The sequence below is a fragment of the Mycobacterium sp. genome, assembly GCF_019247635.1.
GTDB lineage: Bacteria > Actinomycetota > Actinomycetes > Mycobacteriales > Mycobacteriaceae > Mycobacterium.
Genome location: NZ_JAFBAR010000038.1, coordinates 1 through 15,038 on the forward strand (window position 1 = coordinate 1; position 15,038 = coordinate 15,038).

At 68.5% G+C, this 15,038-nt stretch carries 10 protein-coding genes and 1 pseudogene; 8 read left to right on the forward strand and 3 right to left on the reverse strand.

Annotated features, from left to right (window positions below; genetic code table 11):
• Both JO236_RS05810 and JO236_RS05815 read right to left on the reverse strand, forming a co-directional pair.
• Nucleotides 1-879 (reverse strand): alpha/beta fold hydrolase (locus JO236_RS05810; RefSeq protein ID WP_293325985.1); only part of this gene is annotated, 879 nt, incomplete at its 3' end.
• A 10-nt stretch (nucleotides 880-889) separates the two neighbouring features.
• Nucleotides 890-1,462: a DinB family protein gene (locus JO236_RS05815; protein WP_416362165.1), complete on the reverse strand. Its 573-nt coding sequence runs from the start codon at nucleotides 1,460-1,462 to the stop codon at nucleotides 890-892.
• A 119-nt stretch (nucleotides 1,463-1,581) separates the two neighbouring features.
• Here JO236_RS05815 and JO236_RS05820 point away from each other — a divergent pair.
• From JO236_RS05820 to rplL, 5 genes and pseudogenes are all read left to right on the forward strand, one after another.
• Nucleotides 1,582-5,739: pseudogene (locus JO236_RS05820) on the forward strand (NEW3 domain-containing protein); the annotation flags it as partial.
• A gap of 62 nt (nucleotides 5,740-5,801) precedes the next feature.
• Nucleotides 5,802-6,413, forward strand: a complete 612-nt coding sequence (locus tag JO236_RS05825) for a malonyl CoA-ACP transacylase (RefSeq protein WP_293325989.1) — start codon at nucleotides 5,802-5,804, stop codon at nucleotides 6,411-6,413.
• Entirely contained in the window at nucleotides 6,413-7,321 is a 909-nt protein-coding gene (locus tag JO236_RS05830; protein ID WP_293325992.1) for an ROK family protein, read from the forward strand. Before JO236_RS05825 ends, JO236_RS05830 begins: the two co-directional genes overlap by 1 nt.
• Before the next feature lie 293 nt (nucleotides 7,322-7,614).
• Complete coding sequence (gene rplJ / locus JO236_RS05835; protein WP_293325995.1) at nucleotides 7,615-8,217, forward strand: 50S ribosomal protein L10; 603 nt, start codon at nucleotides 7,615-7,617, stop codon at nucleotides 8,215-8,217.
• Nucleotides 8,218-8,253: 36 nt separating this feature from the next.
• Nucleotides 8,254-8,646, forward strand: coding sequence for a 50S ribosomal protein L7/L12 (gene rplL, locus JO236_RS05840; protein WP_293325997.1), 393 nt, complete (start codon nucleotides 8,254-8,256; stop codon nucleotides 8,644-8,646).
• A gap of 48 nt (nucleotides 8,647-8,694) precedes the next feature.
• Here the strand turns inward: rplL and JO236_RS05845 are convergent, their stop codons facing one another.
• On the reverse strand, nucleotides 8,695-9,375 hold the full coding sequence (locus JO236_RS05845; RefSeq protein ID WP_293326000.1) for a TetR/AcrR family transcriptional regulator: 681 nt from the start codon (nucleotides 9,373-9,375) through the stop codon (nucleotides 8,695-8,697).
• 82 nt (nucleotides 9,376-9,457) lie between these two features.
• Here JO236_RS05845 and JO236_RS05850 point away from each other — a divergent pair, with 82 nt between their 5' ends.
• From JO236_RS05850 to rpoB, 3 genes are all read left to right on the forward strand, one after another.
• Nucleotides 9,458-10,957 (forward strand): carotenoid oxygenase family protein, encoded by a 1,500-nt coding sequence (locus tag JO236_RS05850; protein WP_293326003.1) that lies wholly within the window; start codon nucleotides 9,458-9,460, stop codon nucleotides 10,955-10,957.
• A gap of 164 nt (nucleotides 10,958-11,121) precedes the next feature.
• Complete coding sequence (locus tag JO236_RS05855; protein ID WP_293326007.1) at nucleotides 11,122-12,132, forward strand: ABC transporter ATP-binding protein; 1,011 nt, start codon at nucleotides 11,122-11,124, stop codon at nucleotides 12,130-12,132.
• 474 nt (nucleotides 12,133-12,606) lie between these two features.
• On the forward strand, nucleotides 12,607-15,038 hold a 2,432-nt coding region (rpoB, locus tag JO236_RS05860; protein ID WP_416362164.1), incomplete at its 3' end, for a DNA-directed RNA polymerase subunit beta.

A 15,038-nucleotide genomic window follows, 5' to 3' on the forward strand; every position in this document is an offset into this window, starting at 1 on the left:
GATCGGACGCCACACCGGTTCGGGAAGGTCGTGACCCATGCCGTCGACCACGACGAAGCGCGCGCCCGGGATGGCCGCGGCGACGGCCCGCCCGTTGCGCGGCCGCAGCATCGGGTCCACCGAACCGTGCAGCACCACCGTCGGGGCACTGATGGCCTTGCTGTACCTGAGCAGGCTGCCGGTGCCCAGCACGGCGTCGAATTGACGCAACATGCCGGGCGGGTAGGTACAGCGCTCTGCCAGCTGCCGCACCCGCTGCCGCAGCTCCCCGTCGGGCGGCAGGAAGTTGGGCCCGTTGAACACCGCGATGTTGTGCACCTCGAAGGCCAACTTCTCCTCCGTCGACGCGTCTTTGGCAACAGGGTGAAACGCCAGTTTGATGACGCGCCAGGCCGGCGGCGCCGACAACGGCTTGCCGGTGGTCGACATGATGATGCCCAGCGACGCCACCCGCTCCGGCTCGGTTGCCGCGAGGACCTGCGCGATCATGCCGCCGAGCGAGGCACCGACCACGTGGACCCGAGTGATGCCCAGGTGGTCCAGAAGCGCGACCACATCCTGGGTCATGTCGATCAGGGTGTAGGGCACCGCGCTGGGCCTGCCCAAAAGATAGCGGCCTATCCGCCGGTAGACCGAACCTCGGGCGCGCAGTCCGTGCATCTTGGCCGACAAGCCGGTGTCGCGGTGGTCGAACCGGACCACCCGGTAGCCGGCGTCGACCAGCCGCCCGCAAAACGCGTCGGGCCACATCGGCAGCTGGGCGCCCAGGCCCATGATGAGCAGGACCGGCGGATCCGCCGGATCACCGAGCTCCTCGTAATAGAGCTCGACCGGGCCGTCCGGAGTCTCGCGACGTGCGAGGCCGTTGCTGGTAAGCACTCCTTCGTTCCTACCCGGGCTGCCAGGGTGCGAGCCACGGGCGCGGTTCCCAGTTCTCCACCCCAGCGATCAATTCGTACATGGTGGCGCCGTCGATGGTTTCCCGGATGATGTCGGCGTGGCCGGCGTGGCGCGCCAGCTCGTTGATTACGTGCAGGATCACCCAGCGCACGGACCAGGCATCGATGTCGGGGGGAAACCACGGAACATCGCGCGGCACCGGAACCGCCGCGTCCAGGTCGGCGGTTTCTACCAGCCGCAGCGATGTCGCGTTCTGCGCCTCGAACGCTCGCAGCAGCCCCGCCAGCGTTTCATCGGGACCCATCACGTGCTCGTTCGCACGGTCGGTGGCGATCTTTTCTGTCGACCGGGAATCTTTGGGTGCCGTGTTGGGGGCGGCCGCGACGCGGGCCATCCAGGTGCGCTGCATGCCGGTGACGTGCTTGACCAGGCCGCCGATCGACAGGGCGCTGACGGTCGGTGCGGCCCGGGCTTGTTGGTCGGTGAGGCCGTAAGACACGGCGAAGTAGGCGCTTTGGTGGTAGGCCAGGTACGCACGCAGGGCGCTGCGTTCGTCGGCCACCGGCGGGGCGAGAGCGGGCATGGTCCATCCTTCCGGTTGCGCACCTGGCACCGAGCTTGCCAGCAAGCGGTGACAAGCCGTCCCTGGTGGGCGTCGCTGGGCCGCCGTAAGGTGCGGGCATGCAGGTGGTTTCTGCGGAGCCGACCGAACTTTTCGTCGGCTCGCCGGACGCGCCGCTGCAGCTGGCCCGCGTCAAGGTCGCCGAGTGCGGTGAGCCGACGACGGTCCGCATCCACGGCGACGGCCTGCACGGAGAGGCGGTGGCCACCGCGGGCCAGGAGATCGTCGAGGTTCCCGTTGCGGTTGACCGGGCGGTGGTGGGTCAGCGGCGGACCGCGCGGGCAGACGCGGGCCGATCGAGTGTTGTTTTCGATTTCACCGTCGCCGAGCCGGGCTGGACCATGTTCATGATCAGCCACTTCCACTACGACCCGGTGTGGTGGAACACCCAGGGCGCCTACACCAGCGAGTGGACCGAAGTTCCACCGGGGCGAGCCCGTCAGACCAACGGCTTCGAGCTGGTGCACGCGCATCTGGAAATGGCTCGCCGCGAGCCCGAGTACAAGTTCGTGCTGGCCGAAGTGGACTACCTCAAGCCGTACTGGGACACCCGGCCCGAGGACCGCGCCGACCTGCGTCGCTTTCTCGCCGAGGGCCGCGTCGAGGTGATGGGTGGCACCTACAACGAACCCAACACCAACCTGACCAGCCCGGAGACAACGATCCGAAACCTGGTGCACGGCATAGGGTTTCAGCGGGACGTGCTGGGCGCTGATCCGGCCACGGCGTGGCAGCTCGATGCCTTCGGCCACGATCCGCAGTTTCCCGGGATGGCCGCCGACGCTGGGTTGACGTCGAGTTCCTGGGCCCGCGGGCCCCACCACCAGTGGGGTCCGGCGCAGGGCGGTCCCGAAACTGGCGGGGTCGACCGGATGCAGTTCTCCAGCGAGTTCGAGTGGATTTCGCCGTCGGGCCGCGGACTGCTCACCCACTACATGCCAGCGCACTATTCGGCGGGGTGGTGGATGGACTCGTCGTCCTCACTGGCCGAGGCCGAGGCGGCGACGTACGCGCTCTTCGACCAGCTCAAGAAGGTCGCGTTAACCCGCAACGTGCTGTTGCCGGTCGGCACCGACTACGCGCCGCCGAACAAGTGGGTGACCGAAATCCACCGCGACTGGGCGTCGCGCTACACCTGGCCTCGGTTCGTGTGCGGGCTGCCGCGGGAGTTTTTCGCGGCGGTGCGCGCGGAACTGGCCGAACGGGGTGGCCTGCCGTCGCCGCAAACCCGCGACATGAACCCGATCTACACCGGCAAGGACGTCTCGTACATCGACACCAAACAGGCCAACCGGGCCGCCGAGAACGCCGTCCTGGACGCCGAGCGCTTCGCGGTGTTCGCGGCGCTGTTGAGCGGGGCCGAATATCCGCAGGCGGCGCTGGCTAAGGCCTGGGTGCAGCTGGCCTATGGTGCTCACCACGACGCCATCACCGGATCGGAATCCGACCAGGTCTACCTCGACCTGTTGACCGGCTGGCGCGACGCGTGGGAGTTGGGCCGCGCGGCCAGGGACAACTCGCTGGCCCTACTGTCCAGAGCGGCCGCGGGTGACGTGGTCGTCTGGAACACCCTGACGCACGAGCGGACCGACATCGTCACGGCCCGGGTTGGCGCGCCGCTGGACGCGGGGGTGCGGGTGCTGGACGCGGACGGCACGGAAATGCCCGCGCTTGCCGAGCACGACGGCCGGTCGATCAGTTGGCTGGCGCGGGACGTGCCGTCGCTGGGCTGGCGGGCCTACCGGCTTGTTTCCGGCGGTAGCGCGGCGGCCTGGAAGCCGTTGCGCGGCTTGGAAATTGCCAATGAGCACTACCGGCTGGCCGTGGATCCCGCTCGTGGCGGCGCGGTGTCGTCGTTGGTCAAGGATGGCCGCGAGCTGATCGCCGACGGCGCGGTGGGCAACGAGCTCGCCGTGTACGAGGAGTATCCGTCCCACCCGGCGCAGGGGGAGGGCCCTTGGCACCTGCTGCCGAAGGGACCCGTGGTCTGCTCGTCCGAAGCGCGCGCCGACGCGCGGGCGTATCACAGCCCGCTGGGTCAGCGTCTGGTGGTGCGGGGCCGCATCGGCACACTGCTGCGTTACACCCAGACCCTGACCCTCTGGGATGGCGTCGAGCGGGTGGACTGTCGCACCACGATCGACGATTTCACCGGGGAGGATCGCTTGCTGAGACTGCGCTGGCCCTGTCCGGTGCCGGGTGCGATGCCGGTCAGCGAGGTGGGCGACGCCGTCGTCGGGCGCGGTTTCGCGTTGTTGCACGACGGGCCTCAATCGGTGGACACCGCTGCGCACCCGTGGACGCTGGATAACCCGGCGTACGGCTGGTTCGGGGTGTCCTCGGCGGTGCGGCTGCGTATCGGCGACGGGCTGCGCGCGGTATCGGTGGCCGAGGTGGTTGCCCCGTCGGAAACCATGTCCGGCCCGCTGGCGCGTGACCTGATGGTGGCGCTGGTTCGGGCGGGCGTCACGGCCACCTGCAGCGGCGCCGGCAGGCCGCGGTACGGCAACCTCGACGTCGACTCCAATTTGCCGGACGCGCGGATCGCGTTGGGCGGCCCGCACCGCAACGCCTTCACCCGGGCCGTGCTGGCCGAGGCCGACCCCGGTTACACCGCGGAACTCGAACGGCAACTGGCCACGACGGGGCGGGCCAGGGTGTGGGTGCCGGCGGCCGGGCCGTTGGCGGCGGCGTGGGTGCCCGGAGCCGACCTGCGGGCGCCGCGCGCGCTGCCGGTGCTGGTGATCGACGGCCGCGGAGACCGCGAGCTGGCCACCGCGATCGCATCCGTGGTCGACGACCTCGGCGATGCGGAGATCGTTGTCACTCAACAGGTTCCGTCGGGATGCGAGCCGTTCGAAGACCGGACGGTCGCGCTGCTCAACCGCGGCGTGCCGAGCTTCGCCGTCGACTCCGCGGGCACACTGCACACGGCGCTGATGCGGTCCTGCACCGGCTGGCCATCCGGGATCTGGATCGACGAACCCCGCCGCACGGCGCCCGACGGCTCCAACTTCCAGCTGCAGCACTGGACGCACGATTTCGACTACGCGCTGGTGTGTGGCGACGGTGACTGGCGCGCCGCCGGCATCCCCAACCGCAGTGCCCAGTTCTCCCACCCGCTGCGTGCGGTGACCGCGGGCGGAGAAGGCGGCCGGGGGCCGGTCGGCTCGCTGTTGCGGGTCGAGCCCGCCGACTCCGTGCAGCTGGGCGCGTTGAAGGCGGCCGGTAACCCGATGGTGGGCGGCAGCGCGCTGCCGGTCGACCCCCGTGCCGTGGCTATGCGGTTGGTTGAGACGAAGGGGGCCGGTGTCCGTGTCGCCATCGCCAGCGGGCTAGGCGAGGTGCGCGGCCTGCAGCCGGCCGACCTGTTGGAATCACCAAAGCGGCGCGAACGGTCCGTCGACCTGCACGGCTACCAGGTCGCCACGCTGGTAGCCCACTTAGAAATGTTCGAATCACGTAGCGGTGCAACGCAATTGGCGCCGAACGCCGAGGCGGCCCAGCCGCTCTACGCGCGGTACTGGCTGCACAACCGCGGCCCCGCACCGCTGGGCGGACTGCCGGCCGTCGCGCATTTGCACCCGCCGCAGTTGACCGCCGAGCCAGGTGGCGAGGTGGCGTTGCGTCTCACCGCGGCCAGCGACTGCACCGACTCGGTGCTGGGTGGCACGGTCGCACTGGTGGGTCCCGAGGGCTGGTCGGTCGCGCCCGCCGAGCTGTCGTACACGCTAGGCACGGGCGCCTGCCTGGAAACCGATGTCGCGCTAACGGTTCCGGCCGATGCGCGCCCGGGCCTGTACCCGGTTCGAGCCCAGCTCACGGTGGCTGGCGACGAAGTGCCCGCCGCCTGGCGTCAGGTCGTCGAGGACGTGTGCGTGGTGGCCGTGGGGACGGAGATCGGGGAGTTGGTTTACCTGGTCGACGGGCCCGCCGACGTCGAGCTGGCGCCCGGGGACTCGGCCCGGCTGGCCGTCACTATCGGCTCCCGCGCCTGTGCCGACTTGGCGCTGGAGGCCCACCTGCTCAGCCCGTGGGGCACTTGGGAGTGGATCGGACCGGCCGCCCTCGGCGCCGTTCTGCCCGCCGAGGGCACGGCCGAACTGGTCTTCGAGGTGACCCCGCCGGCGTGGCTGGATCCCGGCCGGTGGTGGGCGCTGGTCCGGGTCGGCTGCGCCGGCCGGCTCGTCTACACGCCGGCGGTGCAGGTGAGGGTGAGGAGGAACATGAGGCGCGCCGGCGACGCTGCAGAGCGAAGCGATGAGGAGGAGCGGCGCCTATGACTGTGGTCGCGAGCGTGGCCGGTGTCCCGGTTGTCGCCGACGAGGTCGACGCGCGGGAAGCCCGGTTGCGCAGCGGTCCGCGCGCGGCCGCGCTGCCGGCCCGCGAAACCAGCGAGGGCCGGCAGTTGCGGCGCTGGCTCACGCAACTGATCGTGACCGAGCGGGTGATTGTCGCCGAGGTGGCCGCGCGCGGTCTCACGGCTGAAAGCGTCCCGCACGAGACCGATCTGCTGCCCGACGTGACGGCGCGGCTGGAGATCGGCAGCATCGCCGCGGCGGCTCTGGCCGATCCGCGGGCGCGCGCTCTGTTCCTGGACGTCACCGCGGCGGCGGCGGTCACCGACGACGACGTGGCCGACTACCACAAGCGCAACCCGCTGCGGTTCGCCGTACCGCTTGTGGACGCGCACGGTTGGCGGGCCCCGGCGGCCATCGGACCGCCGCTGGAGCAGGTGCGGGCCGGGATCACCGAGCACCTGCTGGGAGCCGAGCGTCGCCGGGCGTTCCGGGTCTGGCTGGACGCGCGCCGCGCCGCACTCGTTGTGTTGGCGCCCGGCTACGAGCATCCCGGCGACCCACGCCAGCCCGACAACACCCACCGGCACTGATGCTGACGCTCTGCCTGGACATCGGCGGCACGAAGATCGCCGCCGGCCTGGCCGATTCGGACGGCGCGCTCACGTATACCGCCATAAGCCCCACGCCGGTCGGCGAAGGCGCCGAACGTGTCTGGGCCGTGGTTGCCGCGGCGATCGCCGACGCGCTGGGCGCGGCCGGCGGCGCGGTGGGCGCGGTAGGGATCGCTTCGGCTGGGCCCGTCCACCGGGACGCCGGCACCGTCAGTCCGATCAACATTCCCGCCTGGCACCGTTTTCCGTTGCGGGACAAGGTTATTGCTGAGGTGCCCGGTGTGCCGGTGCGGCTGGGTGGCGACGGCCTCTGCATGGCGCTCGCCGAACACTGGCTCGGGGCCGCACGGGGCGCGCGCTTCCTGCTGGGCATGGTGGTGTCCACCGGAGTGGGCGGCGGCCTGGTGCTCGACGGCGCCCCCTACCCCGGCCGCACCGGCAACGCGGGGCACGTCGGACACGTGGTGGTCGAACGGGACGGCAGCCCGTGCACCTGCGGTGGCCGCGGCTGCGTGGAGACGGTCGCGTCGGGCCCGTCGCTGGTGCGCTGGGCGCGCGCCAACGGCTGGCACGCCCCGCCCGCGGCCGGCGCCCGGGAACTGGCCGTCGCGGCCGCGGCCGGGGATGCGTTGGCGCTGAGAGCGTTTCGCCGCGGCGCGACCGCGCTGGCGATGACGATCGCCTCGGTGGCGGCCGTGTGCGACCTGGATCTGGTCGTCGTCGGCGGGGGAGTGGCCATGTCCGGCGAGCTGCTCTTCGGCCCCCTGCGCACTGCCTTGGCCGACTACGCCGGCCTGGACTTTCTGGCCGACCTGCGGGTGGTGGCCGCCGAACTCGGCGCCGAGGCCGGCCTGATTGGCGCGGCGAGGCTGGCGCGGATCGGGTAGCCGCGAGAAGCGGCCTGACTCCGATGGCGGCTCCGACGGCGCGGACCTGACGCCGTTTTGGCTGATCGCGCGGCGCCGCGCTATGGTGGTTGCCGATCCACCGAAGACCGTCGGTCACCGAGCAATCGGTTGAAGGTCCGGGAGTATCCCGGCGGCCCACGCAGGAGGACGAGGCATCAGCCGCCGGCACGCGTGCGCCGGCGCTCAACGCCCCGGCCGCTTCCTGCGCCGGGGCGTTCGTCGTTCTCCGGTGATCGCAAGTCACACAAGGACTTTGACTTCAGGAGGTAGGCATGGCCAGGGCTGACAAGGCCACCGCCGTTGCAGACATCGCGGAGCAGTTCAAGGCCTCGACCGCGACCGTTATCACCGAGTACCGCGGTTTGACGGTGGCGAACCTGGCCGATCTGCGCCGATCTCTTGCGGGTTCGGCCAACTACGCGGTGGCCAAGAACACGCTGATCAAGCGCGCCGCCTCGGAGGCCGGCGTCGAGGGTCTCGACGAGCTGTTCGCCGGCCCGACGGCCATCGCGTTCGTCACCGGCGAGCCGGTTGATGCCGCCAAGGCCATCAAGACCTTCGCCAAGGACCATAAGGCGCTGGTCATCAAAGGTGGCTACATGGACGGCCATCCGCTGTCCGTCGCAGAGGTCGAGCGCATCGCCGATCTGGAATCCCGCGAGGTGCTGCTGGCCAAGCTGGCCGGTGCGATGAAGGGCAACCTCGCCAAGGCGGCCGGGCTGTTCAACGCGCCCGCTTCGCAGGTGGCTCGCCTCGTTGCCGCGCTGCAGGAAAAGAAGGCCTCAGAAGCCCCGGCAGCCCCCGAGGCGGCAGCGGCAGCCCCCGAGGCGCCCGCCGCACCCGCTGAGGCCTCCGCCGCACCCGCTGCCGAATAACCCACGAAACCCCAAAGATTAGGAAGGACCCACACCATGTCCAAGCTCTCCACCGACGACCTGCTCGACGCCTTCAAGGAAATGACCCTGTTGGAGCTCTCCGACTTCGTCAAGAAGTTCGAGGAGACCTTCGAGGTGACCGCGGCCGCTCCGGTCGCCGTCGCCGCTGCCGGCCCCGCCGCCGGCGGTGCGCCCGCCGAGGCCGCCGAGGAACAGTCGGAGTTCGATGTCATCCTCGAGGCCGCCGGCGAGAAGAAGATCGGGGTCATCAAGGTGGTCCGCGAGATCGTCTCCGGCCTGGGCCTGAAGGAGGCCAAGGACTTGGTCGACGGCGCGCCCAAGCCGCTGCTCGAGAAGGTCGCCAAGGAGGCCGCCGACGAGGCCAGGGCCAAGCTCGAGGCCGCCGGCGCTACCGTCACCGTCAAGTAGGCCCAACCGCGACAGCCCCCGGGATTGCTCCCGGGGGCTTTTGCGTGCTCAGCCCGCGTCGATCGCCGACCGCAGCGACGTTTGCGCGCACTCGGGTGAGTCTCCAAGGGCAACAAGCAGATTCATGGTGAGCGCGGCGAGAACCGGCAGGACGGCCGCGCCTTCGTCGCCGTAGAAACCGGCCAGCTCGAGCATCACGAAGCCGTGAATCAGCGACCAGAACTGGGCGGCCGTCGCTAGCACCGCGGCGTCGTCGCCGGCAGCACCCGCAGCCGCGAACCGGCCGGCCAGCATGCACCGCTGCACCACACGCACCAGGTGCGCGAAGCTGGGATAGTCCCGTTCGATCTCCGCGACCGTCAACGTAAGGACATTGCCCGCGGGCGCGTTGATGCCGTGGGCGCTGGTGCTACCGAACATCAGCCGATACATGTGCGGCCGCTCGATGGCATAGCGGCGGTACGCGGTGCCGGTGGCGAACAGGTCGGCGACGGGGTCCTCTGTCAACGGCACCGTCAGCGCCTGATCGAACTGCCGCAAGCCTTCGTCGGCGACCTCGGCGATGAAGGCCCGCATCCCGCCGAAATGGGTGTACACCGCCATGGTCGAGGTTCCTGCCGCGTTCGCCACCTTGCGGGTCTGCAGCGCGTCGGGTCCGTGCTCGTGCAGCAGCGCGACGGCGGCATGCACCAGGTCGTCGCGAACGCTGCGTTGTGTCGGCGAAGTCATCTCCCGACCATTATTGCGTTCTCCGCCCTAGGGGCGTACCGTCGCAATAACACTGAAATAACAACGTTATAGGAGCTTGGCGATGACTTCCACGCGTATAGCCGAATCGCAGAACCCGTATCTCGAAGACTTCCTCGCGCCGGTCAAGACCGAAGTGACGGCGACGGACCTGCAGGTCACCGGCCACATCCCGGCGCACCTCGACGGCCGCTATCTGCGCAACGGGCCCAACCCCGCCGCCGAGGTCGACCCCGTTACGTATCACTGGTTCACCGGCGATGGCATGGTGCACGGGGTCGCGCTGGCCGACGGCAAGGCCCGCTGGTACCGCAACCGCTGGGTCCGCAGCGCGCCGGTGCGGGCCGCGCTGGGTGAACCCGCAACAACCAACCCCAACCCACGCGCGGGGATGCAGTCCCTGGGCGCCAACACCAACGTGCTCTCCCACGCCGGAAAGACGCTGGCCCTGGTCGAGGGCGGGGTGGCCAACTACGAGCTCAGCGAGGACCTCGACACCATTGGGCCCTGCGACTTCGACGGAACTCTCGTCGGTGGCTATACGGCCCATCCGCACCGCGATCCGCGCACCGGCGAATTGCACGCGGTGTCCTACTCGTTCGCGCGCGGACGGACCGTGCAGTACTCGGTGATCGACACCCAAGGGCGGGCGCGCCGCACGGTAGACATCGCGGTGTCGGGGTCGCCGATGATGCATGACTTCTCGCTGACCGACAAATATGTGGTGATTTACGACCTGCCGGTGACGTTCGACCCCGCGCAGGCGGTGCCGGCCACCGTACCGCGCTGGATGCAGCTGCCCGCCCGGCTGGCGATGCAGGCGGTGCTTGGGCGCGTCCGCATCCCCGGGCCCATCGCGGCGATGATGAATCGCGACGAGCGCCCCACCAATCGACTGCCCTACGCGTGGAATCCCAAGTACCCCGCGCGCATTGGCGTGCTGCCGCGCGAGGGCACCAACCGCGACGTGCGCTGGTTCGAGATCGAACCCTGCTACGTATACCACCCGCTCAACGCCTACTCGGAGATCCGGAACGGCGCCGAGTTTCTGGTGCTGGACGTGGTGCGCTATTCGCGAATGTTCGACCGCGACCGGCGCGGACCGGGCGACACCATGCCCACGCTGGACCGCTGGACCATCAACCTGACCACCGGGGCGGTCAACACCGAACGCCGCGACGATCGCTCGCAGGAATTCCCGCGGATCAACGAGACCCTGCTGGGCGGCCGGCACCGGTTCGGGTACACCGTCGGCATCGGCGGCGGTTTCCTCGACCGGCATGGCTCGCCGATGTTGTCGTCGTTGTACAAGCACGACTACAGCACCGGGGCGAGCACCGTCGCGCCGCTCGATCGCGACCTTCTGATCGGCGAGATGTGTTTCGTGCCCAACCCGGGAAGCGCCGCGGAAGACGACGGCATCCTGATGGGCTACGGCTATCACCGTGGCCGGGACGAGGGCCAATTGCTGTTGCTGGACGCCCAGAGCCTCGAGTCGGTAGCGACCGTGCACCTGCCGCAGCGGGTGCCGATGGGCTTCCACGGCAACTGGGCACCGCGCTGAACAGGGGCCGAGCGGGCCCTGACGGGCGGCTGACCGGTTCTGGAGAGCAAACGTTATCTTCGCAAGCCTGATGTGCTGCCTGGCCGTGCGCTACAGTGACTCAAGCCACACATAGGGGCAGGTGGCGGGCATCTCCACCGTGTCCAGCGTCGGAAGGATCTCCCATGGGCATCGCTATCGAGGTCAACGGGCTCACCAAGTCCTTCGGATCCTCGAGGATCTGGGAAGACGTCTCGCTAGAAATCCCCGCAGGCGAGGTCAGCGTGCTGCTGGGGCCGTCGGGTACCGGCAAGTCGGTGTTCCTGAAGTCGCTGATCGGTCTGCTGCGGCCGGAACGGGGCTCGATCATCATCGACGGCACCGACATCATCGAATGCTCGGCCAAGGAGCTGTACGAGATCCGCACGCTGTTCGGCGTCATGTTCCAGGACGGTGCTCTGTTCGGCTCGATGAACCTGTACGACAACACCGCGTTCCCGCTGCGTGAACACACCAAGAAAAAGGAAAGCGAGATCCGTGACATCGTCATGGAGAAGCTGACCATGGTCGGCCTTGGCGGCGACGAGAAGAAGTTTCCCGGCGAGATCTCCGGTGGTATGCGCAAGCGCGCCGGCCTGGCCCGCTCATTGGTTCTCGACCCGCAGATCATCCTCTGTGACGAGCCCGACTCGGGTCTGGACCCGGTCCGTACCGCATACCTCAGCCAGCTGATCATGGACATCAACGCCCAGATCGACGCGACCATCCTCATCGTGACCCACAACATCAACATCGCTCGTACCGTGCCGGACAACATGGGCATGTTGTTCCGCAAGCACCTGGTCATGTTCGGACCCCGCGAAGTGCTGCTGACCAGCGACGAGCCTGTCGTGCGGCAGTTCCTCAACGGCCGGCGCATCGGGCCGATCGGTATGTCCGAAGAAAAGGACGAGGCCACCATGGCCGAAGAGCAGGCCGCACTCGATGCCGGTCAGCACGCGGGTGGTGTCGAGGAGATCGAGGGCGTGCCGCCGCAGATCGTGGCGTCGCCGGGCATGCCGGAGCGCAAGGGAGTCATTCGTCGTCAGGCCCGGGTGCGCGCGATGCTGCACACGCTGCCCAAGAACGCCCAGGCCGCGATCCTCGACGACCTCGAGGGCACCCACAAATACCAGTCGCACGAGTTCAGCGACTAGCTCCGCCGAACCGGTCCGCCGGCGTCGCCGCCCCGCGGCGGCTGCTGTCGCGGGCTGCCAACGGCGACGACCAGACGATTTTCACGAAAACTTGGCGTAACTTGCCGCCCCGCCCCCTTGACGACGGGGCGCAAACGGGTCAGTCTGTTGGGCAGCATGTGTCCGATGTGTTCCAGGGGCAAGTCGACATCGCCAGCCAGCGCCGATCCCCACGGAGCGGGTAGTTGAGGAATGCGCGCGCCTGCGCTATTGTTGGACGTTGCGCTGGCTACTTCCTGCCCACCTCACCCGCCACTGACACCGTGGTCTTAGCCTGAGCCCCCTCCTGCGGCTCAGCTATTTAGTTGCGCGCGTGAGACCCGGACAGATCGTCCGCCGGCCGAACCGACACAAATATCGCGGCGCACATGCCCGGTGGGCATCGGCTCTCTTCAGGGTCCTCGTGAGTCGCACCAGGTGCTGGAAGGATGCATCTTGGCAGATTTCGGCCAGAGCAAGACAGACCGTCCACGAATTTCCTCCAATAGCTCCAATAGCGCCGTAGCCGGGGCGCCGAACCGAATCTCGTTTGCCAAGCTCCGCGAACCCCTTGAGGTTCCGGGGCTGCTTGACGTGCAGACCGACTCGTTCGAGTGGCTGATCGGCTCGCCCCGCTGGCGCGAGTCCGCCGGCACCCGCGGTGACGTGGTCAAGCCGGTGGGTGGTCTTGAAGAGGTGCTCGAAGAGCTGTCGCCCATCGAGGACTTCTCCGGCTCGATGTCACTGTCCTTCTCCGACCCCCGCTTCGACGAGGTCAAGGCCCCCGTCGACGAGTGCAAAGACAAGGACATGACGTACGCGGCCCCGCTGTTCGTCACGGCCGAGTTCATCAACAACAACACCGGTGAGATCAAGAGCCAGACGGTGTTCATGGGTGACTTCCCGATGATGACCGAGAAGGGCACGTTCATCATCAACGGCACCGAGCGTGTCGTCGTCAGCCAGCTGGTCCGGTCGCCCGGTGTGTACTTCGACGAGACCATCGACAAGTCCACTGACAAGCTGCTGCACAGCGTCAAGGTGATCCCCAGCCGTGGCGCCTGGCTGGAGTTCGACGTCGACAAGCGCGACACCGTGGGTGTACGCATCGACCGCAAACGCCGTCAGCCGGTTACGGTGCTGCTCAAGGCCCTGGGCTGGACCAACGAACGGATCCACGAGCGGTTCGGCTTCTCCGAGATCATGATGTCGACGCTGGAGAAGGACAACACGGCCGGCACCGACGAGGCGCTGCTGGACATCTACCGCAAGCTGCGTCCGGGCGAGCCGCCCACCAAGGAGTCCGCGCAGACCCTGCTGGAGAATCTGTTCTTCAAGGAGAAGCGCTACGACCTGGCCCGTGTCGGCCGGTACAAGGTCAACAAGAAGCTCGGCCTGCACGCGGGTGAGCCGATCACGTCGTCGACGCTGACCGAAGAGGACGTCGTCGCCACCATCGAGTATCTGGTGCGCTTGCACCACGCCCGTACGGATGGCCAGGCCGCTGTTATGACTGTCCCCGGCGGCGTCGAGGTGCCGGTGGAGACCGACGACATCGACCACTTCGGCAACCGGCGGCTGCGCACGGTCGGCGAGCTGATCCAGAACCAGATCCGGGTCGGCATGTCGCGGATGGAGCGCGTGGTTCGCGAGCGGATGACCACTCAGGACGTCGAGGCGATCACGCCGCAGACGCTGATCAACATCCGCCCGGTGGTCGCCGCGATCAAGGAGTTCTTCGGCACCAGCCAGCTGTCGCAGTTCATGGACCAGAACAACCCGCTGTCGGGGTTGACCCACAAGCGTCGGCTCTCGGCGCTCGGGCCGGGCGGTCTGTCGCGTGAGCGTGCCGGGCTGGAGGTCCGCGATGTGCACCCGTCGCACTACGGCCGGATGTGCCCGATCGAGACCCCGGAGGGGCCGAACATCGGTCTGATCGGCTCGCTGTCGGTGTACGCGCGGGTCAACCCGTTCGGGTTCATCGAGACGCCGTACCGCAGGGTGGTCGACGGGGTGGTTTCCGACGAGATCCACTACCTGACGGCCGACGAGGAGGACCGCCACGTCGTGGCGCAGGCCAACTCGCCGCTCGAGCTCAACGACGCCGGTGCCTCTGTTTTCTCTGAGGCGCGCGTCCTGGTCCGCCGGAAGGCCGGCGAGGTGGAGTACGTGCCCTCGTCCGAAGTCGACTACATGGACGTCTCGCCGCGCCAGATGGTGTCGGTGGCCACCGCGATGATTCCGTTCCTCGAGCACGACGACGCCAACCGTGCCCTGATGGGCGCCAACATGCAGCGCCAGGCGGTTCCGCTGGTGCGCAGCGAGGCGCCGCTGGTGGGCACGGGCATGGAGTTGCGTGCGGCGATCGACGCCGGTGACGTCGTCGTCGCCGACGAGAGCGGTGTCATCGAGGAGGTGTCGGCCGACTACATCACCGTGATGCACGACAGCGGTACCCGGCGCACCTACCGGATGCGCAAGTTCGCCCGTTCCAACCACGGCACCTGCGCCAATCAGTCGCCGATCGTGGACGCCGGCGATCGTGTCGAGGCCGGCCAGGTGATCGCCGACGGTCCCTGCACCGAGAACGGCGAGATGGCACTGGGCAAGAACCTGCTGGTCGCGGTCATGCCGTGGGAAGGCCACAACTACGAGGACGCGATCATCCTCTCCAACCGCCTGGTCGAAGAGGACGTGCTGACCTCGATCCACATCGAAGAGCACGAGATCGACGCCCGCGACACCAAGCTGGGCGCCGAGGAGATCACCCGCGACATCCCGAACGTCTCCGACGAGGTGCTCGCCGACCTCGACGAGCGCGGCATCGTGCGTATCGGTGCCGAGGTTCGAGACGGCGACATCCTGGTCGGCAAGGTCACCCCGAAGGG

Bases quoted from the DNA above. Each gene is read 5' to 3' on its own strand.
- rplJ (WP_293325995.1), top strand. From the start codon at position 7,615: ATGGCCAGGGCTGACAAGGCCACCGCCGTTGCAGACATCGCGGAGCAG.
- JO236_RS05855 (WP_293326007.1), top strand. From the start codon at position 11,122: ATGGGCATCGCTATCGAGGTCAACGGGCTCACCAAGTCCTTCGGATCC.
- JO236_RS05850 (WP_293326003.1), top strand. From the start codon at position 9,458: ATGACTTCCACGCGTATAGCCGAATCGCAGAACCCGTATCTCGAAGAC.
- rplL (WP_293325997.1), top strand. From the start codon at position 8,254: ATGTCCAAGCTCTCCACCGACGACCTGCTCGACGCCTTCAAGGAAATG.
- JO236_RS05825 (WP_293325989.1), top strand. From the start codon at position 5,802: ATGACTGTGGTCGCGAGCGTGGCCGGTGTCCCGGTTGTCGCCGACGAG.
- JO236_RS05830 (WP_293325992.1), top strand. From the start codon at position 6,413: ATGCTGACGCTCTGCCTGGACATCGGCGGCACGAAGATCGCCGCCGGC.
- JO236_RS05845 (WP_293326000.1), bottom strand. From the start codon at position 9,375: ATGACTTCGCCGACACAACGCAGCGTTCGCGACGACCTGGTGCATGCC.